The sequence below is a fragment of the Occallatibacter gabretensis genome, assembly GCF_001449115.1.
In the GTDB taxonomy this organism is placed as follows: domain Bacteria; phylum Acidobacteriota; class Terriglobia; order Terriglobales; family Acidobacteriaceae; genus Telmatobacter; species Telmatobacter gabretensis.
This window is the reverse complement of the sequence record NZ_LAIJ01000002.1, coordinates 376,711-400,389: the sequence shown is the minus strand read 5'-3', so window position 1 is coordinate 400,389 and position 23,679 is coordinate 376,711. Positions and strand designations below refer to the sequence as shown.

Here is a 23,679-nt window from a genome sequence, read left to right as displayed (position 1 = left end):
TCCTTATTGCTGCGGCGCAGCCGGCGGAGGCGGTACCGGGCGGTTTTTGGAGCGGAGGAAGGCAATCAGCTGTTGTATCTCCTCATCCGAAAGTGACTCGCGGAAGGGAGGCATTTTGGTACCACCATCGAGAATCTGATTGCTAATCTTCTCGTTGGTCATGGCCTTCTGCTTGCGAATCTCTGCAAGCGCCGGCGCCTTCTTGGTACCTTCAAGGCTCGCGCCATGGCAGAATCCGCAACCTTTATCGCGGTAAAGAACGGCTCCAGCCATTTCAGCCGATTTTGTGTCAGAGCCATAGACCAGAGTTGTTGAACCAAGTACTAAAAGACTAATGAATGCAAAGGAAATTTTGTGGAATCTCACGGCAGTATTTTCGCACAGCAGGGCGGATTAGCCCTCCATCAGATGGGGGATAATGCTGGTTGATTTCAGGCGAGGTGTGAATTGAACTCCGGCTTCTATGCAGGCCTGCTTAGGCAGGAGATTGCGGAGCGCAACAGGCACTACGCAGCGGGCCGTTGCCACGTGGAAAGCGTGGGCGGCGAGTCCGTGGTCGTGTATACACCGCAGATGCATCCGGATGGGCGCGTGACGCACGGCAATTTCTTCCATGTGGCGTACGAAGCAATTACCGCGAGGCCTGATTGGGCGAAGCGATTGAACAAAGTCCATACGGGCGGTCGCGGTTTGCCAAAGCTGCTGGACGAGCCGGGGCGCAAGTGGAAGGAACTCGACTCGTGCATGAGCTCAGATGCGCTGCTGATGAATGTGTTCTGTATGCCTGAAGTGATGGAGCGAGCTGAAGTTACGAAAATGCTTGGCATTGATACAAAGGAGCCTCCGATTTTTGGTTGGAAGGCGCGCGTGCCATTGAAGAATGGCCTGATGGATCGCACAGAGGTAGACATGCGATGGGGCAGCCTTTTAGTGGAAGCAAAGCTCACGGAAGGGGATTTTCAGGTGCGCGCCGCGCCAATTGTAGAGGCATACATAGATTTTGAAACCGTCTTTGACCGTGAGCTGCTGCCGCGTGTGGAAATACGAGAAAGTAGGCGCAGAGCAGCTACTGAGATGCCGGAGGACTTTACCCAGGAGTGGGAGCCTGAGACTGAGGATAGCGAGATCGCGCGGGAATATCAGGCAGAGATTGCAGGGCGGGCATGGCGGGCCGCGCCGGCTCAGGCAGGTTACGCGGGATATCAGTTGATTCGCAATGTGCTGGCGGCGCATGCGACTGGATGCAGCTTCTGCGTGATTCATGATGAGCGGAGGCCGGATCTGCGCGAGGCGTGGTTCGAGATACTAACAGCGGTGAGGAACGCAGAGATGAGGACGCGGCTGAAAGTGCTGACCTGGCAGGAACTGGCCGCAGTATTGCCGGACGATCTTCAGGAGTTTCTTAAAGTGAAATATGGAATTGTCGCGACAGGACGCTGAAGTCAGCGTCCTGCACCAGGAATATAGGTGTACTCAATCTTCGCAGGCTTCTTGATCGGGTCGCCGGTGAGATCGTGCGTATGCCATACAACGCTTTCTGCAGCGACCTCAGGGTGCTTGCTGAGGAACTGCAGCGCGTAGGCAGAGGCTGTAGGATCGTCCTTCTGGTCGGCGAACTTAGCTGACTCGATAGCGGCATGTTCTTTATCGCCGAGGCGGCGATAAAGAATGGCGAGCTGGTAATGAGCGGCGAGATCATCGGGGTCAACGGCCTGAAGACGCTCATAGGTTTCGCGTGACTTCACATAATCATGCTGCTGGTAGTAGCTGAAGCCGAGTTCCCGGAGAGCGTCGCGAGCGCGAGGATACTTGACCAGGACAGCTTCAAGATCGACGATGGCATCGTTGATCTGGCCAGCATTCCGCTCGACGAGGGCGCGATAGTAGAGAGCTCGGGGATCGCCGGGGAGAAGCGTAAGCGCCTTGGCAAGATTGCCCTTGGCATCGTTGTAGCGTTCCCATGAGATCTGCACGAGGCCCATGTTAGTGAAAGCGTCAGCATAATCCGGCCGCAGAGTAGCTACGCGTTCAAAGGCGTGAACCGAAGCAGCGTATTGCTGGGCATCGAGAAGCGTGATGCCGTAGTTGTTCCAGCGCATCCACTCGGGGTTTTCACCCTGTATGGGTTTCGATGGCTCGTTGTCGCCGACGGTGAGCGTGCGGGTTTGCGAGGCCATTTCAATGATGGGTTGCGAATAATGCTGCTGGCCCATGGCGTAATCGATGTAGTGCTGGTTGAAGCGGCGGTACTTGACAGTAGCGGTGATTGTGAACTGGCCGGTAATGTCCTTGGGCAGGCGGAAGCGGTAACGGACGAGCTGCGAGCGGCCGGACTGGATGGTGTTGTTGTAAGCGAGAACGCGGTTGTGCCAGATCTGGTGGAGGTCGTTGAGCTCGCCTTTAGCGTTAATGAGACGATTGGTGAAGGAGTGGGCGGAAGGATCGAGGTTGCCGTCGGGCTGCAGGAAGCCGCTCTCTGCGATGGTTTTGCCGGAGCCATCCTTGACGACAAAGTTGACCCATGACTCGTAAAAATCGCGCTGCTCAGGAACATGGGAGTGGGCGATGCCTTTGTTCTGGATGACGACGTCGGCGGTAAGAGCTTCACCTGCAGCGATGGCGTAATGGGTGAGGCCCAGCGGAGCGACGAGGACGTTATTCGTGTCGGTTGCAGCGGCGCTTTCTTTTTCGAGCGCGAAGATGTCAACGTTGAAGACACCCTTGCCGTCATAGCTGTTCTTGAGGAAGTCAGCGGTCTTCTGTGCCTGCTCGTCGTACTTGTAGTACTGCGACATGAGCGTGTTGGCGCCGAGCCAGCGATGGGAGGCGAATTTGCCTTCCTTCGCGCCGGGGTCGTCAGAGCCCGCGGGCAATGTTTCGCGATTCATGTGGCAAGTCTGACAGTTGGAGACGGAGTCTTTGCGGTAGAAGGGAAGCGGCGACTGCTTGGTGAAGCTGGCCGCCTGCCATTCGTCGTACAAGGAGATGGCGCGGAGCCATTTATAACTGTCTAGTGTGGCGGGGATGGCGGCCTTGTGGCAGGCAGCGCAGAATTCGGTGGTTTTATAGAGCGGCTTCATGACCGCCTTGGAGTGACGGTCGAGGTGGGCGAGGATCTCAGCGTCGGTAACGGAGCGGGTGATGGGCGCGCCGTTTTCGTCGACCATGACAGCGGGAATACCCATAACGTAGCTGCCGGTTCCCGTGGCATCCGTTGACTGAATGGAGTGGCAGGTGGAGCAGGTAACGCCTTCGTCTTCAAAAGGACGCTTCTTAGGCATTCCCTGCGTGAGGTCGCCGGAGAGCAGAGCAACGGGATTGTGGCAGCCTTCGCAGTGGCGGGAGTACTGCACGCCTCTTTCGTCGATGAGCATGTTGACGCTCTTCAAATACCAGGGAGCGCGGAAGCTGTTGGCGTGAACCGACTGGCGCCACTGATGGAAGGCCTCTTTGTGGCAGTGGCCGCAGTATTCGGCAGTGTAGAACGCTTTGGGGCTGAGGAATTGACCGTTCACGCTCGTCGCGTTCGATGGTAGGAACGGAGACTCCTTGCCGAAGGCGTAGTTATAGCGGGCGGCGACGGAGTTGTGGAAAGACGTTGTGGGCCCGGTGACCTTGATGGCGGCGGTGTAGGCTGCCCCGGCAGTGGCGGGAGTGTCTGAGGATGCATTTGAAGCTGAGGCCGGTTTGGGATCAGTGGCGGCACGGACGACCCATGTTGCAGTAGGACAAGCGGCAACAATCAATGAAGCCAGCAACATAAGGCGCAATGTAGTTTTAGACATTGTGCGACGATCTCCCCGAAAACTTGCGTACCGGCGGAGCGGATGACAGAGCATTGTCCACTGGAACTGGATGAAACCGTAACAGAGTGCACACGTGTAGTGTCCTCCATCCAAAGGTGGAGGGGTGAAGGCCATGACGGGTTAGTTTGATGAGCGGCGGATGACGAGCGCGGGCGTGAGAGGAGGCTCAAGCGCGCCAATCAGGATGCACTATACGACGGGCTTGGTCGCGAGGGTCAGCGCCGCGCACTCCAGTGGAAAGGTGTAGCTGAATAGCACGGAGAGGCGGACTGCAGCGGTACGAGAGGACCGGGCGCATAAACAGATTCCCTCTGCATGTTTGGACGAGGCTTTACTGCGACAGTTGACAGACTCTCAAAAGCGAAGGCTTGCTTGTGTGGCAGGCAAACAGTAAACGGTTCACAGAGTGGGATGAACGGGCGAAAAATCAGCCTGAATGGTGTGATTCACGGCACATCTGCTTAGCCAAAGAAGGGGCCAAACTGGTAGCTTGATACAGAAGGATTCACATGCCTCCGATGACCTCAAGTCCTTATTTTTCTCTGGCGATTTTGTTTTTTGGTGCACTCGGATTTGGGCTCGCACCCCTGGGATTGGCATGGCTGTGGGCGCATACCTTCGCTCCGCCCAAGCCGAATGCGATCAAGAACGCGATTTATGAGTGCGGGCTCGAGTCAAAAGGTGATGCATGGGTGCAGTTCCGCTCAGGTTACTACCTTTACGCAATCATCTTTCTCATCTTTGACGTGGAAACGGTCTTTTTGCTGCCTTTTGCAGTAGCGTTTACGGGGCTGACAGCGGGAGCGTGCCTGGCAATGCTGGTCTTTGTGCTGTTGCTGGTAGAAGGACTGGCGTGGGCCTGGGCGAAAGGAGTTTTGACGTGGCAGTAGATCCGGAACTCAAAATCGAGCTGGGCAAGCAGGGCATCTTCGTTACAACCATTCAGGAGTTGTACAACTGGGGCCGCAAGAGTTCGGTATGGCCCATGCAGTTCGGGCTGGCGTGCTGTGCAATCGAGATGATTGCCACGACAATGGCGCGCTATGACCTGGCACGGTTTGGAGCGGAAGTGTTTCGACCGTCGCCGCGTCAGGCCGACCTGATGATTGTCTCCGGTACTGTAACAAAGAAGATGGCTCCGCAGGTGGTGAGGCTTTATAACCAGATGGCCGAGCCGAGGTATGTGATCGCGATGGGGGCGTGTGCGATCTCCGGCGGACCGTTCAAACAGGGATACAACGTGCTCAAGGGGATTGATCGTTATATTCCCGTGGATGTGCATATCCCGGGTTGTCCGCCGCGGCCGGAGGCGCTGCTGCAGGCATTTATGACGTTGCAGAAGAAGATTGACGAACAGAGTCTGACGGGCGAGAACAGGCCGCGTTACCTGAATGTCGATGCGCCCGGTGAGTTTCCAGTTCCGGAACAGGGCGAGCATGATCTAGTGCCTGCTTCGAATCCGAATGTATGGACTGTGCCAGTGGTGATTCGCTGATGAAGACGGTTGAGGAGATCAAGACGGCGATTGAGACGGCAGTGTCGGGCGCGCAGCTGGAGATTGTGCCCAATGGTAGCCCCAGTGCGGAACACTCTCTGTTGGTGGATGCTGCACACGCATTTGCTGCGGCGAAGTTTCTGCGGGATGACGCGGAACTCAAGCTGGATTTTCTCTCCAATGTGACTGGTGTGGACTGGCTGGATAAAGAGACCACGGAAAAAGTGAAGGTTACGCGTCCGGTTGAGAAGGAAGTGAACGGCGTGAAGACGATGGTTGATGAGACCGTGGAGGAGACGAAGAAGACGGTTACCCCGGGTTATCTTGAAGCGGTCTATCACTTGTATTCGATGGCGAAGAAACATGGTCCGGTGATTTTGCGAATGCGGACAGGGAACCGGAGCGACAAAGTGGAGCTGCCCTCGCTTACTCCGATCTGGCGTGCGGCGGAGTTTCAGGAGCGCGAAGTATTCGATCTATTCGGAATCATCTTTACCGGGCATCCGGACCTGCGGCGGATTCTGATGTGGGATGGATTCAAGGATTATCCGATGCGCCGCGATTACGTGGATCCGGACGACTACGAGTACGAGCCCACGGCGCATGATGATGTGCTCAAGCGCGCGCAAGCGCATCTGGCAGCAACGACGACGGAGGCGGCACAGTGAGCGAGAGCTTATTGGAAGCGTGGAATCGGCCTCCAACGATTGAGGTTGACGGTGAAGGCGAGTTGCTGGAAGTTGCAATGGGGCCGCACCATCCTTCGACGCACGGTGTTTTCCGCATGGATGTAGTGCTGGATGGCGAGCGTGTGATCAAGCTGAAGCCTGTCTTTGGCTATCTACACCGCAATCATGAGCAGATCGGGCAGACAGTCGGCTATCTGCAGATGATGCCGTATACAGATCGGCTGGACTATTTCTGCTCGCTGACAAATAACTGGGCGTACGCGCTGGCGGTAGAGAAGCTGGTGGGGCAGGCGGTGCCGGAGCGTGCGGAGTACATTCGCGTGATTCTGGCGGAGCTGACGCGCATTCAGAATCATGCTTCAACGATTGGTTTTTTGACGCAGGAGATGGGTGCGAGCGGCACGCCGTTGATGTATGCCTTCCGTGAGCGTGAGAAGATTCTGGATTTGTTTGAGAGCCTGACCGGATCGCGCATGATGTGCAACTACATGCGTTTTGGCGGTTGCCGCGTGGACATGACAGAAGCACATCTGAATGCAGCGCGGAAAATTGTGACCGGGCTGCCGCGGTTTATTGATGAGTTTGAGAACCTGCTTACGTCGAACGAGATTTTGATGGCGCGTTCCCAGGGCATGGGCGTGCTTAAGCCGGACCTGGCGGTGAATGCAGGAATCACGGGGCCGATGCTGCGTGCCTCTGGCGTGAACTACGATATCCGCAAAGTAGACCACTATGGCATTTACGATCGGTTCAGTTTTCGCGTGCCGCTGGGTGAGCATGGAGACATCTACGACCGGTACATGGTGCGCGTGTTGGAGATGCGCGAGTCGCTGAAGATTCTGGAGCAGGCGCTCAAAGATATTCCTGCGGGGCCATTTATAGATCCCAAGGCGAAGATTCGCGGCTTTAAACCGAAGCCTGGTGAGGCTTATGGACGGATTGAGGCGCCTAAGGGAGAGCTTGGCTTCTATCTGATCAGCGATGGTGGTACATCTCCCTACCGCTTCCGGATCAGGCCGCCGAGCTTCATTAATCTGACGGTTCTGGAAGACATGTGCATCGGGCAGAATGTGGCTGATGTAGTCGTAGTTTTTGGCAGTGTCGACATCGTATTGGGCGAGGTCGATCGATGAGAGGCAATCATGCTGGGTGAAGGCTTACTGAAGGGGCTTGGAGAGACGGCGAGAAATTTTGCCGGCAGCTTTGTCTCGAAAGAACGGCTGACTACGGTTCAGTATCCGGAAGAGCGGGAGCCGCTGCCGGAAGCCTCGCGCGCGTTTCCGTTTTTGGTCTATGACGGCGCGGACTGGGAGGCCGGCTTGCGTTGCGTGGCCTGCCAGATATGCGAGAAGGAATGTCCTCCGAAGTGTATTTACATTGAAAAAAGCAAGGACAAAAAGCCGGATTATGTGGGCAAGCCGCAGATTTATCCGGCGAAATTCGACATCGATATTTCTGTTTGCATGAGCTGCCAGATCTGCGTAGAGGTGTGTCCGTTTGAGGCGATCAAGATGGACAACCAATTTGAACTGGCAACGGATGACCGCTTCGGCGGTCTGCTCTATGACCGTAAGGAGCTTGCACGATCGAACGAGTATTACCACAAGATTCATCCCACCGAGGCTGCCGAGGTAGACGCGCGACTGGCGGAGGAGAAGGCCAAGGCGGAAGAGAAAGCCAAGGCTGTGGCAGCAGCTGCTGCTGCCAAGGCTGCCCCTGCGATGGCGGCCAAGCCGGCTGAGGGAGCTCAGCCGCAATGACGAATATGCTCGATCAGGTATTTGTTCTGCTGAAGCATAGGATTGTTGGCCTGGTGCCGATGCCGGTGCAGCCCATATTGGGTGCGGTTTTAAGTGTTGTTGCGATTCTGGCAGTCTTTCCGGGACTGTTTGCGATCTCCGTGCTGCTGGAGCGCAAGGGACTGGGCCGCATGCAGAACCGTATCGGGCCAAATCGCGTGGGACCGCTTGGTGTGCTGCAGCCGGTTGCGGATGGCATCAAGGCGCTGATAAAGGAAGACCTGGTTCCATACAGCGCGGACCATGTTGTTCATTTTCTCGCACCAGTTGTGCTGGTGGTTGTGGTCTTTATGGGCTATGCGGTGCTGCCCATGGGACGCAATATGACCTTTGTCCCGATGGATGCGGGACTTCTGTTTTATTTTGCTATGGGCGCATCTGCGGAGCTGTCGATTTTCATGGCTGGGTGGTCGAGCCGCAACAAGTATTCGCTGCTGGGAGCCATGCGTGCAGTAGCGCAGATGATCAGCTATGAGGTCCCGCTGCTGCTGTCGAGCGTGGTGATCGTGATGATGACCGGGTCACTCTCACTGGACAAGATTGTGGAAGTGCAAAACCAGTACACGTGGGGATTGCCGCACTGGTTTGTGTTTACGCCGATGGGCTTTGCTGCGTTTGTGATGTTTGCCATTGCGGCAACCGCGGAGACGAACCGCTCGCCATTCGATCTTCCTGAAGGCGAGTCCGAGCTTGTAGCTGGATACTTCACGGAATACTCGGGGTTCAAGTTTGCAGAGTTCTTCCTAGGCGAGTATGTGGCGATGCTTTCGATCTCCGGGCTGGGTGCGACGCTGTTTCTGGGTGGATGGAGCGCGCCGTTGGAAATTCTGAATGTGGTTCCGTCATGGTTCTGGTTCTTTGCCAAGATCATGGTGTGGATCTGCTTCTATATCTGGATGCGTGGAACGTTTCCGCGCCTGCGGCAAGACCAGTTGATGAACTTTGCGTGGAAGTTTGTGCTGCCGATGACACTGCTGAACCTGCTTGTTGCAGGGCTGTGGCGATTTATGGGCGAAGGCTGGCTGCGCTGGGTTGTGTGCTCGGCGATTCTGCTGGCCGCGTACGTCCTTGGAGGCCGCATCGGGATGCGAAGCAAGAAATTCGGCCCACGGAGTTATCGCTATGCCGAGTAGAGCCGAAAGGATGGACCGCAGATGGTGATCTTTGCGATTCTGGCCCCGCTCACGGTTGCCGGAGGATTGGCAGCGGTAATGTTGCGCAATACCGTACACTGCGCGCTCGCGGTTGCGGTAGCCTTTGCGGGTCTGGCGCTGCTGTTTCTGCAGTTGAACGCGCAGTTCGCGGGCTTTGCGCAGATTCTTGTTTACGTTGGTGCGGTGGCAATTCTGGTGGTGTTTGCAATTCTGCTGACGCGCAGCTCGGAGACGCCTGCGACCGGGGTTTTTAGCAAGACATGGCTGACAGGGCTGGTGATTGCCGCGGCGGTTTTTGCTGTGCTGGCGTGGGCAGTTCTTGGAAGCCGCACTGCATTGCCGCATGAACAGATTGAGCCACAGATTGCTGTCGCGCAAATTGGCTATGCGCTGATGGGCCGCTATGTGTTGCCGCTTGAGATTGTGGCTGTGCTGCTGACCGCTTCGATGATCGGCGCGGTGATTGTGGCGATGTATGAGAAAGGCGGCGCGAAATGAGCCCACTTTCTTGTTATTTATTGGTTGCTGCATTGCTGTTTGCAGTTGGGCTTGCAGGCGCGCTTACACGCCGCAACGCGATTCTCGTGCTGATTGGCATTGAGCTGATGCTGAATGCGGCGAACCTGAATCTGATTGCATTCTGGAGATATGGACCGCATCCGGAGGCGCTGACCGGTCTGATGTTTGCAGTGTTTTCCATCGCTGTTGCAGCCGCGGAGGCTGCTGTAGGACTGGGACTTGTGATCTCCATTTACAGGCATTTGCGTACAGTCGATCTCGATGAGATCAGCCGGATGAAAGGGTGAGCCGATGATGCAAGGGACGAACGGCTTTGCTTTTCAGACGGCTGCATCTGGAATTACTCAGATCTTGTGGCTGATTCCAGCTATACCCATGGTTGCAGCGGGCGTGATTGCTCTACTGAAACAGCCCAGGCGGAAACTTGCTGCAACGCTGGCCATTGGCTCGCTTGCGTTTTCGTTGCTTATTGCGCTTGCTGCATTTGGCCATGTGCTTTCGGGTTGGACGAGTGGTCACGCAGTTCGCGAGACGGCGAACTTTACATGGTTGCAATTCGGCACATCGACGGTTGATCTTGGTTGGGTCCTCGATCCGCTCTCCGCCTTGATGTTGGTGATGGTGACCTTCGTCGGCCTGCTCATCTTTATCTATTCGACCGGCTACATGGCACATGATGAGAATTTCACGCGCTTCTTCTGCTTTCTCTCGCTGTTTGCAGGTGCGATGCTAGGGGTGGTCATCGCGAACAGCCTGTTGCTCTTGTTCATGTGCTGGGAACTGGTCGGCCTCACTTCGTACCTGCTGATCGGGTTCTGGTATCAGAGACCCTCCGCCGCTGCGGCTGCCAAGAAGGCGTTTCTGACAACGCGTGTGGGAGACATTTTCTTTCTGCTAGGCATTGTGTGGCTTTTTGCGCAGACGGGGACCTTGCTTTTCTACAACGGCGGAGCAGGAGGCATAGAACAAACGGCACTGAACGGCTTGCTGGCAGCACCAGCTGCGCTGGGACTCAGTGCGGCTACAGTGATTGGGCTGCTGATCTTTGCTGGCGCAGCAGGCAAGAGCGGCCAGCTACCGCTCCATGTGTGGCTTCCGGATGCGATGGAAGGTCCGACGCCGGTTTCCGCTCTGATTCATGCGGCCACTATGGTAGCGGCAGGCGTGTACCTGGTTGCGCGCGTGTATCCGTTGATGCAGGCTGGAATGCCGGCCGGTGGAACAACAACAGCGCTGACTGTCGTGACATGGGTGGGAGCGGCTACCGCTGTCTTTGCCGCTCTTATCGCCGTGGCGCAGAACGACATCAAACGCATTCTCGCTTACTCGACGGTCTCGCAGCTTGGATACATGATGGCCGGGCTTGGATTGGGCGGCGTGGCAGTGGGTATGTTCCATCTGATTACGCATGCGTTCTTCAAGGCGCTCTTGTTTATGGGCGCGGGATCGGTGATCCATGGCGTGCATGAGGAGCAGGATGTGCGCAAGATGGGCGGACTGCGGAAGGCGATGCCGCTCACGTTTGCGACATACGCGATCGGTATGCTCGCGCTGAGCGGATTCCCAATTATCTTCTCTGGTTTTTGGAGCAAGGATGGAATTCTGGAAGCCGCCAAGGATGCGCACTTCAGCAAAGGTCCATTCTGGCTGCTTGTCTTTGGCGCGGTGCTGACTGCGCTCTACATGACGCGCCAGGTTAGCTATGTCTTCTTCGGCAAGTGGCGCGGACATGGCCACGCGCATGAAAGCCCGAAGGTGATGACAACACCGCTCGCGATCCTGGCTTTCTTTGCAATTGCGCTGGGTGTGATTGGAACGCCGGCGTGGCCGTGGTTTCGGAGTTTTCTGGAAGGGCATGCAGCTGCAGTTGAGTTTGGGAAGTTTGGCGAATCGGAATTCCTGGTTTTGCTGCTGACTTCAACGGTGATTGTGCTTTTCGGGATTGGGTTCGGCTGGCTGCTGTATGGCTCAAAGTCGCCTGTGCCGGAAGAGCGCGATGTGTTGGAGAAGGCTGCGCCACCGGTTTGGGCAGCGCTGCGGGACCGCTTGTACGTGGATGAATTTTATGGGGTAACGTTCATCGCCTTCTACAAGTGGTGGGCGAAGGTTGCAGATTGGCTCGACCGGCGTGTGTGGGGTGGGATTGTTGTGCTGGTGATATGGGCATTTAGCCGACTGGCCCACTTCGATCGCTTTTTTGACAACGAATGGGTGAATGGTGGCTTTGACAAGGGCTGCGAGGAGCTTTCCTCCGGCGGTGGTCTGCTGGCGCGCGTACAGTCCGGGCGCACTCAAACTTATCTGCGGCTGCTTGCTGTTGCCGTTGTCGTGCTGGCAGTCATTCTGATCTGGAGCAGTCGCCCATGATCGGAACACAGACGAACGGGATTCCCATGTTGACCTTGTTGGCTGCGCTGCCGATTGTGGGAGCCGTGATTGCGCTCTTTGCAGGAAAGTCCGCGCGACTGATTGCGATGTTGGCTGCGGTAGCGAGCCTGGCGGTTGCGCTGGTCGTATGGGCGCATCTGCCATCCGATGGAAGCATGGGCTTTGTGGAACGCGTTGCATGGGCACCATCACTTGGAGTTGAGTACCACCTCGGTGCGGACGGACTGAGCGCGCTGATGCTGGTGCTCTCCGCAATAGTTGCGCTCATGTCGATTGATGCGGCGCATCGTGTGCATCGGCAGCCGAATTTATATTTCGCGCTGGTGCTGCTGCTTGAGGCAGGACTCTTTGGCGCGTTCACCGCGCAGAACTTTTTTCATTGGTTTCTCTTCTGGGAACTGAGCCTGATTCCCGCTTTTTTCCTGATCAAGCTGTGGGGTGGCTCGAAGCGTGGTCCGGCTGCTACGCAGTTCTTTGTGTATACGATGGCCGGCTCGGTGGCCTTGTTGCTGGCATTTCTCGGCGTGTTTCTGGCTACAGGCAGCATGGACTTTGAGCATCTAACGCTGCTGGCTTCTACCGGCGAGCTGGAACAGATTGTCACCGCACATCTGGGGCCTGTGATGCCGTGGTTGGCTGTAGGGGTGCTGGCAGGATTTGCGGTAAAGGTACCGCTGATGCCGTTTCACACCTGGCTGCCTGCGGCGTACAGTGAGGCGCCTTCGCCCGTAACGATGCTGCTGACGGGCACGATGTCGAAGATGGGCGTTTATGGCATGCTGCGAATTGCGCTGCCTCTTTTTGGAGTGCAGATTACCGCGATGCGAACGCCGTTGCTGGTGCTTGCGGTGGCGACAGTGGTGATGGGCGCGTGGGCTGCGGCAGCGCAGAAGGATCTAAAACGCGTCTTTGCGTATTCGTCTGTGAATCATCTGGGTTATTGCATGCTGGGCATCTTTGCGCTTGCGGTTCCAGCGACGAGCGCGGCAATGCAGGCGAGTCAGGCGGCGGCGCTGAATGGCGTGATTCTGCAGATGTTTAATCACGGCATTACGGCGGCGCTGCTGTTTTGGTTTATTGCGCTTCTGCAGGAGCGAAGCGGAGGAATTCGAGGGATCGACGACTTTGGTGGACTGCGAAAGCCGGCTCCGGTTTTTGCTGGATTGATGGGGATTGCACTGTTCTCTTCGCTGGGGTTACCGGGACTGAATGGATTTGTGGGTGAGTTTCTCATTTTCCGTGGAGTGTTTCCGCTGGCGTGGGTAGCGGCGACGGTAAGTGTGCTGGGATTGCTGGTGACAGCTGCGGTGATTCTCACGGTGATTCAGAAAGTTTTTACTGGCCCTGTGCCTGAGCGTTGGGCTGAGTTCCCCGATCTGCACACCGGAGAACGGCTGGCGCTGGCTCCGGTGATTGCGCTGATGCTGCTAATTGGCCTGTTGCCGCAGTTGATTGTGGATGGCATCAATCCCACGGTGGTGAACCTGCTGGCGCACTGGAGATTTTAAGAACCGATGCTTGCCTGGACTATTTATCTCTCATTTGCCGGCGCGTTAGTTGAGGCATTGCTGCCTAAGGGTAAGTCTGCGCTTGCGCGAGCTGTGGCTCTCATGGTGGCGCTGACTGGCCTTGTGATTGCGGTTACTGGATTTGCTGGTGGTGCGGCGCAGGGGCGCGTGGTGCTGGTGGACGCGCCGTGGGTTCCTGCAATGGGAATTCATTACACGCTCGCGGCAGATGGAATCAGCCGCGTGCTGGTGTTGCTGACAGGACTGGCTGCTGTGGCTGGGGTGCTTTTCAGTTGGAATATCGAACTGAGGACGAATGAGTTTTTTGCGTTTTTCCTGGCACTCATTGGGGGCGTGTATGGCGTCTTTCTGAGCTTCGATCTGTTCCTGTTGTTTGTGTTCTACGAGATCGCAATTGTGCCGAAGTACTTCCTGATTGCAATCTGGGGTTCGACGCGGCGGGAGTATGCCGCGATGAAACTGGCGCTCTATTCATTTGCCGGCTCTGCGATGGTGTTGGTGGGACTGCTGGCCGCGTATGCCACGGCGGGGAGCCATTCGATGGGGCTGGTGGAGCTCGGCCACGCAGCGTTGCCGGTGAGCTTTCAGATGTGGGCGTTCCCGCTGGTGTTTGTAGGCTTTGCGATTTTGGCTGGCATGTGGCCGTTCCACACCTGGGCACCGACCGGCCATGTGGCTGCGCCGACAGCTGCCTCCATGCTGCTGGCCGGCGTGGTGATGAAGCTGGGCGCATATGGGTGTCTGCGTGTGGCGATGGGGTTGTTTCCGCATGGGATGGACCCGTGGGGTTTCGGCTTTCTGGGCATTGGATCGTGGCGAGATGTTTTTGCGGTGCTGGCGGTGATTGGGATCATCTACGGCGCGCTGGTGGCGCTGGTGCAGACGGATTTCAAGTTTGTCATTGGCTACTCGAGCGTGAGCCACATGGGGTTTGTGCTGCTGGGGCTTATGACGCTGAATCAGATTGGCGTTTCCGGCGCGGTATTGCAGATGTTTTCGCATGGTGTGCTGGCGGGGTTGCTGTTCGGCATTGTGGGGCGGATTGTGTATGACCGAACACATACGCGGCAACTCGCGGAACTGGAGACTATGCACCTGTCAAAGCGGCTGCCGTTTGCGGCGTGGGGATTCGCGGTTGCGGGCATAGCCTCCATGGGGCTGCCGGGGTTCTCAGGGTTTGTGGCGGAGCTGCAGGTGTTGGTTGGGTCATGGAAAGCGTCTCCCTGGTGGACGGCGGCGGCTGGTGTGGGCATTGTGATTGGTGTGGCGTATACGTGGCGGGCGCTGCAGAAGGCGTTCTTTAGTGACACGCCTGCAGTGGCGCATGAGCATGGGCACGAGCTGGCTGCGATTACGTGGCCCGAGGTAACTGGGTTTGGACTTCTTTTCGGTGCGAGCTTGCTGGTGGGCTTGTGGCCGCGGGTGCTGCTGGATTCGATTGAGCCGGCGGTGAAGGCGTTGCTTGCGGGAGGTGCGCAGTGAATTACGGCGAACTCTTCCGCGTCACACTGCCAGAGACGGCTCTGGATCTTGCTGCACTACTTGTACTGCTGGTGGATCTGGCGTTTCTACGCAAAGCTGCATTACAAGTGCGTGTGGCTATGGCAGCGGTGCTCGGAGTGGTCGGATGCCTGGCCGCGATGTGGGCCGTTGGCATGCAGACGAGTGCTGGATTCAGTGTTGATGGCTTGCTTGTGCTGGCCAATGGTGGCGTCTCCGCAGTGGCTCAGATGGGTGTACTGATTCTGACTGCGGTGACGCTACTGCTGCTGATCGATTCAAGTTTTACGAAGCATCCGGGTGAGTTTGTTGCGGTAACACTAATGGCGGCGTCTGGCGGGCTGGTAATTTCCGCCGCACGGGATCTGCTTGTTATCTTCATTGGGCTGGAGCTGCTGAGCATTGGACTGTACATTTTGACGGCCTTTGGCAAGACTTCTGCAAAGAGCGCGGAGGCGGCGCTGAAGTACTATCTGTTTGGCGGAATGTCGGCGGCGTTTTTGTTGTTCGGGTTTAGTTATCTGTATGGGCTTTCGGGGTCGACCAATTTAAGCCGCGTTGTATTGGGCACATATATGGCGTCTGCGCATGGCGCGACTCCGCTACTGATGCTGGCGCTTGTGCTGGTTGTCGCGGGGCTCGGCTTCAAAGTGGCGGCGGCGCCATTCCATCTCTGGGCGCCGGATACTTATGAAGGCGCACCTGCTCCGGCGGCGGCGTTTATTGCTTCAGTCTCCAAGGTTGCCAGCTTCGCGCTGCTTATCACTATCAGCCACACGGCTCTGCACTTCATGGAAAGCTTCCACTTCAAGGGTGGTTATGTAACGGTCAGGGTGCTTTCTGCAGGGGATCCGGAGTTGCACATGACTCCAGGATTTATCACTGCATGGCCGCTTATTTTGATCTTGATTTCCGTGGCGTCGATGATTGTGGGTAACCTAGCGGCGCTGGCCCAGACGAGCGTTCGGCGTTTACTTGCCTACTCGGCGATTGCACATGCAGGCTACATACTACTTGGGCTGGCATTCTTTTCATGGGAGCCGCGCAGTGCGCAGGCCATTCTTTACTACATTCTGACTTATGGGCTTACAACGATCGGCGCATTTGGCGTGATCGGCGTTGTCGAGCGCGCCACTGGAAGCGATAAACTGGATGCGTTTCTCGGGCTGCATAAACGGAGTCCACTGCTGGCTGCGGTGTTGCTGATTCTGTTCCTTTCTTTGGCGGGGATTCCGCCGTTGGTTGGGTTCTGGGCCAAGTTCAATTTGTTTGCTGCGGTACTGAGCGTTGGCGGTGGTTTCTGGCCGTTTGCGCTGGTGGCGCTGGCGGTGGCGATGAGTGCGGTTTCGCTCTACTACTATCTGCAGGTGCTGAAGCGCGCTTATGTGATGCCGGCGGTGGATGAGACGCCGATTCGGGTGCATCCGGTGACAATGCTGGTGCTGGTGGCGATTGCTGCTGCGGTGGTGCTGGCGGGCTGCTTCCCGGCGGTTCTGCAGAACTGGATTGCGAGCTTTTAAAGCCTCCAAAACAAAGTCCCCGATCCGCATGCGGACCGGGGACTTTGTTTTTTGTGGATTTTAGAACTTCACGAGAATCGCGCCCGTGATGCGGTTTTCCGTCTTGCGCAGATCAGGCGTCCATCCGGGAACAATAGAGCCAGGCGCGCCCTGGTTTCCGCCCGGCGGGGTAATGCCTCCAGGGCCGGTGAAGTAGGGCACATCGGCGGCACGGTGGTTGTATTCCATCCTCCACGTGATGTATTGGCTCGGCATGTAGTCCACAGTGGCCGACGTATCCCAGGCCTTGTACTTGTCGCCCGGATTCTCTGTGAAGTATGGCGTGCCGGAGGTTGCTGTGGCTCCATTGATGGGCGGCAGCAGTACGAGGTAGCGCCCTGGGTTGTTAATGCCTCCCCCTCCGATCGTAAGCGCGAACAGGTCGCGGTCAAACCAGAGACGGTTATAGGCCATGTAGCCGAGGAAGCTCTGCTTCGGACCTTTGGCGGAGTTGCCGGCGCAGCTTACGCTGGTTCCTGCCTGCACGTTGCCACCGTGCTCGCAGCCTAAGTCAAAGGTGAGCGAGAAGGCTCCTTTATCGAGGCTGCGCGACTTGGTATCGAAGTACTTGTACTCGACGCTGTCGTCGGTGTGGTAACGGACACGTCCGGGAACGCCGAGCACATCCTCGCCGAGCGCATATTGATTGCCGAGGATAGAAAGCTTTCCGTTGGGGCGCCAGAGTATCTGGCCGCCTACGCCGGGACGGTTATTATAGCGGCCATACGACTGCCAGCCGTTGACGAACCACGGCTCGATCTTCAGCTTGTCCGTGAGAAAAATCTGAGTACGCACGCCCGTAAAGAACCATGGCGTGTTGGACGAGACATACGAGGGCTGATAGGCCCAGTTGTCAAAGTTGTAGTAACTGAAGAGGCCAACGTAGGACATGAAGATGCCTGCATCGACATTGATGCCATGCAGCGCGTTCCAGTGGTAACCGCCGTAAGCTTCCGAGAGATAACGGTAAGCGTCAGCTAAATCCCATTGGCCGCGGGAGTAGCTGGCATCATTGCGCGGAGTGGTGGTGGAGTACATGCCGAACTGCGTCATGAAACGTGCGCGGACGTTGTCATAGTGGAAGTCGCCGCCTACGCCGAGCTGCGTGAGCTGGATTTCATTGGCGCGAAAAATTTCGCTGGAGCCACCGATGGTGTCGTCCTGAGGATGGCGGAAGTCGTATGTGTAGTTGACGTCGGCGCGGACTTCCGGCGTGAAGAACTTGGAGTCGAAGGCCGCATCCTTGGTGCGTGGATTGCCGTTGAGCCATGTGAAATCGGCGAAGGCAAATGGAGCGCTCTTCTCCGCATGTGCTGGATGTGCAGGCTCCGTGGAAGCTGCGACAGTGGTTAATGATGCAGGCGCTGCCGCAGAAACTGGAACCGCAACAGAATCGTGTGCGGCCGCGGCGAGTCGCTCGGCGGGTTGCGGAGTTGTCTGTGGCGCAGGTGCGGCACTGCCTGCACGCTGCGCTTTCAGCTGCGTTTCGAGCTCTTCAATGCGCTTCTTCATGGCTTCGAGCTCGTGGAGAAGCGCCGCGTTAGTGTCAGAATTGCTGTTTGCGGATGCTTGGGAGGACTCTGACGATCCGTTCTGAGAATCGGATGCAGCTTGTGAATTTCCTGGCTGGATTTGGGAAATGAAGATAAAACTAAGAAGCGAGAGAGGTAAAAGCTGCTTATGCAGCCTGGCAAAACGGCAGAACATTGGAATTCCTTTCAGCTGCCAGCAACGGGCAGGGCGGCCGCGGCACTGTGCCGAAAAACCTCCGGGCCGCAAGTGATGCTATGCCTAAGATCACAAGACTGCTGAAAAAGACTCGTGAGGAATTCGTAAACGTAAAAGGAGGACAGAAAGCGATGAACATGATTCGTTCTTTTTTAAGGTTCAGGCGTCTTTCAGACTTACAGATTTACAGAATCTGTGGCCAACAATGGCAGCCCAAGGCTCTATCCGGTTCTTTTTCAAAGGCTTAACCTTTGTGATGCTTACAGATTTACAGAATTACAGATTCTGTACGGGACGAAAATCATGCATTCTCAGTTTGTCATTTTAAATAAGTTGTTTATATTCATATATTTAAAACCTTATTTTCGCTTGAAGAAGTGTGCGAAAATGAGGCCAAAATGCGGTGAAAACCGTAATTTTCGAACTCCAAACTTATGCTGAAATATCTCGAAGAAGATATTTGCGGCAGAAAATATGAAGGCCCGGTCGCTGAGGACCGGGCCTTATTTTGACTTCAGAATAAGTGTGGCACAGATGGGCGTAATTTTGTGCAAACTATCTGAAAGATTTTTTCAGGTCAGGAGCGGAAGAGATCCTTTGCTTTCTGGAGGAGGACGTCGCGGCTGACATCGGAGATGGCGTCGGTGAGCGGGATGCCCTTAGGGCAGACTTCGACACAGTTCTGGGCGAAGCCGCACTCCTGAACGCCGCCGTCTCCGGCGAGAGCGCGGAGGCGATCTTCCGCGAGGACCTTGCCGGTAGGGTGGCTGTTGAAGAGTTTGACCTGCGCAATGGTGGCTGCGCCGACGAAGCCGGTTTCGTCATTGAACTGTGGGCAGACTTCCATGCAGCAGGCGCAGGAGATGCAGTTGGAGAGCGGGTAGCGGACTTCCTGTTCCTGCGGGAACATACGCGGGCCTGCGCCTAGATCGTAGGTGCCGTCAATGGGAACCCAGGCTTTGACGGCCTTTAGGTTTTCAAAAAGAACCGAACGATCGACCTGCAGGTCGCGGACGAGGGGGAACTTGGAAAGCGGCTCGACCTTGATGGGCTGCTCGAAGTTATCGACGAGAGCGGAGCAGGCCATGCGGGCTTTGCCATTAATGCGCATGGCGCATGAGCCGCAGATCTCTTCGAGGCAGTTCGAGTCGTAAGCGATGGGCGTGGTCTCGCGGCCGTCCGTGGTGAAGGGATTGGCGGCGATCTCCATCATGGCGGAGATGACGTTCATGCCGGGACGCCATTCGAGTTCGAATTTTTCCCAGACAGCGGGCGAATCGGGGCTGGCCTGACGCTTGATTTCGAGTGTTACGGTTTTGGTTGCCATGTTCCCTCGGGGGCTAAAGCCCCAAAAACAATTTCTCGATCTGATGTACAGGCTGAAGCCCGTACCCTTCAAAAAACAAAACCCCGGGGCTAAAGCCCCGATTCTTAATGTCCGGTATTTCCGGGGCCTGAAGGCCCCGGCTCCCTCCGGGCTTAAAACAACCGCAGATCCTTCGACTTCGCTCAGGATGACAGCGGCAAAAAGACGCCGCTGTCACTTCGCTGCGTCGTAGCGGCGCGGGCGTGGGGTGATGAACTGTGTGTCCACGTCTTCGAACTCGAATTTTGGGCCTTCTACTGTGCCGGTGTAGCTGGCCTTGGTGGTTTTCAAGAATTTTTCGTCGTTGCGGTCGGGGAAGTCAGGCTTGTAGTGTGCGCCGCGGGATTCATCGCGCAGGAGGGCTCCCTGAACGATGACGCGGCCAAGCTCCAGCATGTTGCCGAGTTGTCGCGTGAAGGCGAAGCTGGTGTTGGCCCACTGGCTCTTGTCGCTGAGGTTCACCTTGGTAAAGCGATCCATGAGCTCGACGATCTTTTCGTCGGCCTGCTGAAGTCCCTTGTTGTAACGGATAACTGTTGCGTGCTCCGTCATGGTGCTGCCGAGCTCACGCCACAGCTTGAAGGGATTTTCATTGCCCTGATTGGTGATGAGGGCCTTGTTGATTTCGGTCTGACGCTGGACTTCGGCTGCTGCGCCTCCGTCACCTTCGATGGCGGGAAGACTCTTTGCGTATTTGAGCGCGATGGGGCCGGTGATGAAGCCGCCATGGATGCAGCTCATGAGCGAATTGGCTCCGAGGCGGTTGGCTCCGTGGTACTGGTATTCGCATTCGCCGACGGCAAAGAGGCCGGGGATGTTGGTCATCTGGTTGAAGTCGACCCAGAGGCCACCCATGGTGTAGTGCATGCCGGGGAAGATCTTCATGGGGACTTCACGCGGATCATCACCGACGAACTTCTCGTAGATTTCGAGGATGCCTTCGAGCTTGCGATTGAGGGTCTCGCGATCAATGTGAGTGAGGTCGAGATAGACCATGGGCTGGCCGTCGATGCCGAGACCGAATTCATAAACCGCCCTGAAGATGGCGCGGGTGGCTACGTCGCGTGGGACGAGATTGCCGTACTTGGGATACCACTCTTCGAGAAAGTACCAGCGATCAGATTCGGGAATCTGCTTGAAGGGGCGAGGGTCGCCGGATTTGCGCGGGACCCAGACGCGGCCGCCTTCGCCGCGGGCTGACTCGGACATGAGGCGGAGTTTGTCGTCTCCGGGGATGGCGGTGGGATGGACCTGGATAAATTCGCCGTTGGCGTAGTACGCGCCCTGCTGGAAGACTGCGGATTGTGCGGAGCCGGTGCAGACGACGGAGTTGGTGGATTTGCCGAAGATGGCTCCGTTGCCGCCGGTGGCGAGAATGACTGCCTCGGCGGGGAAGGCGCGGACTTCCATGGAGCGGAGGTCCATGGCGGTGATGCCGCGAATTACGCCCTGGCCGTCGAGAACGGCGGAGAGGAACTCCCAGCCCTCGTACTTTTTGACTTTGCCTTCGGACTCGAAGCGGCGGACCTGCTCGTCGAGCGCGTAGAGGAGCTGCTGGCCGGTGGTGGCTCCGGCGAAAGCGGTGCGGTGATAGAGCGTGCCGCCGAAGCGACGGAAGTCGAGGAGACCTTCCGGAGTGCGGTTGAAGGGCACGCCCATGCGGTCGAGGAGGTCAATGATGCCGGGCGCGGCCTCACACATAGCTTTGACGGGCGTCTGGTTGGCGAGGAAGTCGCCGCCGTAGATGGTGTCGTCAAAATGCGCCGCGGTGGTGTCGCCTTCGCCCTTGAGGTTCTTTGCGGCGTTGATGCCGCCCTGAGCGCAGACGGAGTGAGAGCGCTTGACGGGCACGATGGAGAAGAGATCGACGCTGCCGCCGGCTTCGGCAATTTTGATGACGGCGGAGAGTCCCGCGAGTCCTCCGCCGACGACGATGATTCTGGGTGATGCCATCTTGTTCTTGAATCCTTTCCCATGTGCCGGAGCCAGGCGCCGGCAAGCCTGATTCAGGGTTGCGCGACGGTCTGTGCGGGTTGAATGGGGTGACGCGGAATGGGAGGCGCGTATTGAAAAGGTGCGGCGATCCTGTTCCAGGTATTGATGAGCGCGATGGCGGTGGAGAGCCAGGCCAGTTCTGCAGGAGCAAATTGGGCAGAGACGGCGGCGTAATCCGCGTCCGTGATGTGATTCTCAGAGAGGCGCGTCAGCAACTCGGTCCATGCGAGTGCGGCCTTTTCGCGCTCCGAGAAGATGCCTGCTTCCCGCCAGGCTACGAGAAGATCCAGCTTGGGGGATGAGACGCCAAGATGACGCGCTTCATTGAGATGAAGCTGCGTGCAGAAGGCACAGCCATTGATCTGCGAGGCGCGTATCTTGACGAGCTGCTGGAGTTCGGGATCGAGCCCGGAGGCGGCGACAGCCTGCGCCGCCGCTGTAAATGCGGCGTTGGCTGCTGCGGCGTGGTGTTGGAATTCCTGGCTGGTGATGCGCGATTCAGACATTGGAATGCCTCTTAGCTGAGTGTCGACGAAGCCGGCACCGTGGTGAACGTGGCTGCGGGAACGTTGTCAGGAGCTGGTGGTGCGGTGACGAAGGCTGCGATGCTCCAGAGGCCCATGACAGCGAGGATGACGCCGAGGGCTGCGCAGACATAACCGAAGCGCTGGCGTGACTTGACGCCGGGGGTGATGCCCCACTTGGCGGCGAAGAGCCAGATGCCATAGGAGAAGTGCCAGCAGATGGCGATCATGGCGACAATGTAGAAGGCGAGGATGAGCGGGTTGGCGAGCTCATGCTGGACTTTTGCGAATGACGCGCCTGGATTTTCCGGGAGGCTGGTGCCCATGAAGCGCTGCGTGGCCACGTGGTAGCCGATGTAAACGAAGGCGATGAGACCGGTCCAGCGCTGGGAGACGTACATCCAGTTGCCGGCCCAGGGGTAGTAGACGACGTTGGACTTGCCGCGGAGCCAGATGAAGATGCCGTAGATAGCGTGGTAAGCGATAGGCAGGAAAATGAACGTCCACTCGAGGACGCGGACGAGCGGCAGCCCGTTGAGGAATTTGACCTGTGCTGCGTAGGCTGCGGGGCCTTTGAGGGCTTCGAAGTTGGAGAGAATGTGTTCCACGAGGAAGGCGCCGATGGGAATTACGCCGAGGAGGGAGTGCAGCTTGCGCCAGAGGAAGGAGTTTCCCTGAGCGGCGCGGAGTGGCTGAACGCCTTGGGTCAGTTTGGGCGCGGCGGGATGATTGGTGGTCGCCATTGAGATACGGCTCCTGAACTTGAACTACCTGGGGCTCGAACTTCGACTTGAACTTCCCGGAATTGCTGAAGGCAGGACGCGGATGAGACTCGTGTGCTGCGTACCGGATTGAAAGACAGGATTGCGCCTGAGAGTACCGTAAAGATTATTGGAAACGCGACTTATGATCGTCAAGCGCTACAGGTGACGCGGATCACGGCGCGTATCAGCTTGTGAATTAGTGGGGTTACGGATCGGATGAGAGCAGTTCGAGAAGAGCCTGAAGGGCGCGTCCGCGATGGCTCAGGGAAAGCTTGGTTTCGAGGTCGATTTCGGCCATGGTGCGGTCGAGTTGGGGTAAGTAGAAGAGCGGATCGTAGCCGAAGCCGCCGGTTCCGCGCGGGGCTTCGAGGATGACGCCTTCAACTGAGCCTTCGGCTGTGTGGAGAATCTGGCCGTTGCGAGCGGCTGCGAGTACGCAGTGGTAGCGTGCGGTGCGCTGTGGCGCGGGAATTGCGGCCAGGCGCTGGAGGAGCAGCATGTTGTTCCAGACGTCGGTGTTGTCGAGGGGTGCGTCGGGTGAGTCGGCGAGGCCCGAGTCTGAAGCGAAGCGGGCGGAACGGACGCCGGGAGCACCGTTCAGGGCTTCCACTTCGAGGCCGGAGTCGTCGGCGATGACGATTTCTGATGGGGCAAAGCGGGAGTAGTAGATGGCTTTGAGGATGGCGTTATCGACAAAGGTGGCGCCGGTTTCCTCGGGAGCGGGGATGGTGGCCAGGATGGTGAGGGGTTCGATTTCTACGCCGAATTCTTGTGCGGCGGTGGAGAAGTCGCGGAGTTTGCCCTGATTGGTGGTGGCTGCGTAGAGAACGGGCATGAAGAGATTTTAGCGGAGATGAAGCCTGC

Annotated in this window: 21 protein-coding genes; 13 read left to right on the top strand and 8 right to left on the bottom strand. The window is 57.1% G+C overall.

The genetic code is table 11. The features are described from left to right. Positions 1-3: 3 nt before the first annotated feature. A complete protein-coding gene (locus tag VO84_RS03660) occupies positions 4-273 on the bottom strand; it encodes a c-type cytochrome (RefSeq protein ID WP_157439704.1) in 270 nt (89 codons plus the stop codon). A 174-nt stretch (positions 274-447) separates the two neighbouring features. Here VO84_RS03660 and VO84_RS03655 point away from each other — a divergent pair, with 174 nt between their 5' ends. Continuing rightward, positions 448-1,440: a PGN_0703 family putative restriction endonuclease gene (locus VO84_RS03655; RefSeq protein WP_058185908.1), complete on the top strand. Its 993-nt coding sequence runs from the start codon at positions 448-450 to the stop codon at positions 1,438-1,440. A 2-nt stretch (positions 1,441-1,442) separates the two neighbouring features. On the opposite strand, the gene VO84_RS03650 is transcribed toward VO84_RS03655, so the two are convergent. After that, positions 1,443-3,785, bottom strand: a complete 2,343-nt coding sequence (locus VO84_RS03650; RefSeq protein WP_231737763.1) for a multiheme c-type cytochrome — start codon at positions 3,783-3,785, stop codon at positions 1,443-1,445. Positions 3,786-4,315: 530 nt separating this feature from the next. On the opposite strand from VO84_RS03650, the gene VO84_RS03645 reads away from it, so the two are divergent. Genes VO84_RS03645 through VO84_RS03590 form a run of 12 tightly spaced genes read left to right on the top strand, consistent with a single transcriptional unit; the run spans position 4,316 to position 16,399 of the window. After that, the gene (locus VO84_RS03645; protein ID WP_231737762.1) at positions 4,316-4,696 is read left to right on the top strand and encodes an NADH-quinone oxidoreductase subunit A; all 381 of its coding nucleotides are present in this window, start codon (positions 4,316-4,318) and stop codon (positions 4,694-4,696) included. After that, positions 4,687-5,301: an NADH-quinone oxidoreductase subunit B gene (locus VO84_RS03640; protein ID WP_058185906.1), complete on the top strand. Its 615-nt coding sequence runs from the start codon at positions 4,687-4,689 to the stop codon at positions 5,299-5,301. Before VO84_RS03645 ends, VO84_RS03640 begins: the two co-directional genes overlap by 10 nt. Next, positions 5,301-5,969, top strand: a complete 669-nt coding sequence (locus VO84_RS03635; protein WP_058185905.1) for an NADH-quinone oxidoreductase subunit C — start codon at positions 5,301-5,303, stop codon at positions 5,967-5,969. The genes VO84_RS03640 and VO84_RS03635 overlap by 1 nt, the downstream gene beginning before the upstream one ends. Further along, a complete protein-coding gene (locus VO84_RS03630; protein WP_082661667.1) occupies positions 5,966-7,123 on the top strand; it encodes an NADH-quinone oxidoreductase subunit D in 1,158 nt (385 codons plus the stop codon). Before VO84_RS03635 ends, VO84_RS03630 begins: the two co-directional genes overlap by 4 nt. A gap of 9 nt (positions 7,124-7,132) precedes the next feature. Beyond that, on the top strand, positions 7,133-7,750 hold the full coding sequence (locus VO84_RS03625; RefSeq protein ID WP_058185904.1) for a 4Fe-4S dicluster domain-containing protein: 618 nt from the start codon (positions 7,133-7,135) through the stop codon (positions 7,748-7,750). After that, a complete protein-coding gene (gene nuoH, locus VO84_RS03620) occupies positions 7,747-8,922 on the top strand; it encodes an NADH-quinone oxidoreductase subunit NuoH (RefSeq protein WP_197413877.1) in 1,176 nt (391 codons plus the stop codon). Before VO84_RS03625 ends, nuoH begins: the two co-directional genes overlap by 4 nt. Before the next feature lie 21 nt (positions 8,923-8,943). Further along, on the top strand, positions 8,944-9,441 hold the full coding sequence (locus VO84_RS03615) for an NADH-quinone oxidoreductase subunit J family protein (protein WP_058185903.1): 498 nt from the start codon (positions 8,944-8,946) through the stop codon (positions 9,439-9,441). Further along, positions 9,438-9,749 (top strand): NADH-quinone oxidoreductase subunit NuoK, encoded by a 312-nt coding sequence (gene nuoK, locus VO84_RS03610; RefSeq protein ID WP_058185902.1) that lies wholly within the window; start codon positions 9,438-9,440, stop codon positions 9,747-9,749. Before VO84_RS03615 ends, nuoK begins: the two co-directional genes overlap by 4 nt. 4 nt (positions 9,750-9,753) lie before the next feature. Further along, positions 9,754-11,829: an NADH-quinone oxidoreductase subunit L gene (nuoL, locus tag VO84_RS03605; protein ID WP_231737761.1), complete on the top strand. Its 2,076-nt coding sequence runs from the start codon at positions 9,754-9,756 to the stop codon at positions 11,827-11,829. Beyond that, positions 11,826-13,358 (top strand): complex I subunit 4 family protein, encoded by a 1,533-nt coding sequence (locus VO84_RS03600; protein ID WP_058185901.1) that lies wholly within the window; start codon positions 11,826-11,828, stop codon positions 13,356-13,358. The genes nuoL and VO84_RS03600 overlap by 4 nt, the downstream gene beginning before the upstream one ends. A 6-nt stretch (positions 13,359-13,364) precedes the next feature. Further along, entirely contained in the window at positions 13,365-14,861 is a 1,497-nt protein-coding gene (locus VO84_RS03595; protein WP_058185900.1) for a complex I subunit 4 family protein, read from the top strand. Further along, positions 14,858-16,399 (top strand): NADH-quinone oxidoreductase subunit N, encoded by a 1,542-nt coding sequence (locus tag VO84_RS03590; RefSeq protein WP_058185899.1) that lies wholly within the window; start codon positions 14,858-14,860, stop codon positions 16,397-16,399. Before VO84_RS03595 ends, VO84_RS03590 begins: the two co-directional genes overlap by 4 nt. 60 nt (positions 16,400-16,459) lie before the next feature. Here the strand turns inward: VO84_RS03590 and VO84_RS03585 are convergent, their stop codons facing one another. From VO84_RS03585 to rdgB, 6 genes are all read right to left on the bottom strand, one after another. Next, entirely contained in the window at positions 16,460-17,950 is a 1,491-nt protein-coding gene (locus VO84_RS03585; protein WP_231737760.1) for an outer membrane beta-barrel protein, read from the bottom strand. Positions 17,951-18,743: 793 nt separating this feature from the next. Next, on the bottom strand, positions 18,744-19,493 hold the full coding sequence (gene sdhB / locus VO84_RS03575) for a succinate dehydrogenase iron-sulfur subunit (protein ID WP_058185897.1): 750 nt from the start codon (positions 19,491-19,493) through the stop codon (positions 18,744-18,746). 213 nt (positions 19,494-19,706) lie between these two features. Beyond that, on the bottom strand, positions 19,707-21,485 hold the full coding sequence (sdhA, locus tag VO84_RS03570) for a succinate dehydrogenase flavoprotein subunit (protein ID WP_058185896.1): 1,779 nt from the start codon (positions 21,483-21,485) through the stop codon (positions 19,707-19,709). 53 nt (positions 21,486-21,538) lie between these two features. After that, the gene (locus VO84_RS03565) at positions 21,539-22,033 is read right to left on the bottom strand and encodes a carboxymuconolactone decarboxylase family protein (protein WP_058185895.1); all 495 of its coding nucleotides are present in this window, start codon (positions 22,031-22,033) and stop codon (positions 21,539-21,541) included. A gap of 11 nt (positions 22,034-22,044) precedes the next feature. After that, positions 22,045-22,794, bottom strand: a complete 750-nt coding sequence (locus VO84_RS03560) for a succinate dehydrogenase (protein WP_058185894.1) — start codon at positions 22,792-22,794, stop codon at positions 22,045-22,047. Positions 22,795-23,020: 226 nt separating this feature from the next. Beyond that, the gene (rdgB, locus tag VO84_RS03555) at positions 23,021-23,650 is read right to left on the bottom strand and encodes an RdgB/HAM1 family non-canonical purine NTP pyrophosphatase (RefSeq protein ID WP_058185893.1); all 630 of its coding nucleotides are present in this window, start codon (positions 23,648-23,650) and stop codon (positions 23,021-23,023) included. Positions 23,651-23,679: the final 29 nt, after the last annotated feature.

Coding starts and splice junctions, on each gene's coding strand:
- VO84_RS03660 (WP_157439704.1), bottom strand. CDS start 273: ATGGCTGGAGCCGTTCTTTACCGCGATAAAGGTTGCGGATTCTGCCAT.
- VO84_RS03650 (WP_231737763.1), bottom strand. CDS start 3,785: ATGTCTAAAACTACATTGCGCCTTATGTTGCTGGCTTCATTGATTGTT.
- VO84_RS03645 (WP_231737762.1), top strand. CDS start 4,316: ATGCCTCCGATGACCTCAAGTCCTTATTTTTCTCTGGCGATTTTGTTT.
- VO84_RS03635 (WP_058185905.1), top strand. CDS start 5,301: ATGAAGACGGTTGAGGAGATCAAGACGGCGATTGAGACGGCAGTGTCG.
- VO84_RS03625 (WP_058185904.1), top strand. CDS start 7,133: ATGCTGGGTGAAGGCTTACTGAAGGGGCTTGGAGAGACGGCGAGAAAT.
- nuoH (WP_197413877.1), top strand. CDS start 7,747: ATGACGAATATGCTCGATCAGGTATTTGTTCTGCTGAAGCATAGGATT.
- VO84_RS03615 (WP_058185903.1), top strand. CDS start 8,944: ATGGTGATCTTTGCGATTCTGGCCCCGCTCACGGTTGCCGGAGGATTG.
- nuoK (WP_058185902.1), top strand. CDS start 9,438: ATGAGCCCACTTTCTTGTTATTTATTGGTTGCTGCATTGCTGTTTGCA.
- nuoL (WP_231737761.1), top strand. CDS start 9,754: ATGATGCAAGGGACGAACGGCTTTGCTTTTCAGACGGCTGCATCTGGA.
- VO84_RS03600 (WP_058185901.1), top strand. CDS start 11,826: ATGATCGGAACACAGACGAACGGGATTCCCATGTTGACCTTGTTGGCT.
- VO84_RS03595 (WP_058185900.1), top strand. CDS start 13,365: ATGCTTGCCTGGACTATTTATCTCTCATTTGCCGGCGCGTTAGTTGAG.
- VO84_RS03585 (WP_231737760.1), bottom strand. CDS start 17,950: ATGAAGAAGCGCATTGAAGAGCTCGAAACGCAGCTGAAAGCGCAGCGT.
- sdhB (WP_058185897.1), bottom strand. CDS start 19,493: ATGGCAACCAAAACCGTAACACTCGAAATCAAGCGTCAGGCCAGCCCC.
- sdhA (WP_058185896.1), bottom strand. CDS start 21,485: ATGGCATCACCCAGAATCATCGTCGTCGGCGGAGGACTCGCGGGACTC.
- VO84_RS03565 (WP_058185895.1), bottom strand. CDS start 22,033: ATGTCTGAATCGCGCATCACCAGCCAGGAATTCCAACACCACGCCGCA.
- VO84_RS03560 (WP_058185894.1), bottom strand. CDS start 22,794: ATGGCGACCACCAATCATCCCGCCGCGCCCAAACTGACCCAAGGCGTT.
- rdgB (WP_058185893.1), bottom strand. CDS start 23,650: ATGCCCGTTCTCTACGCAGCCACCACCAATCAGGGCAAACTCCGCGAC.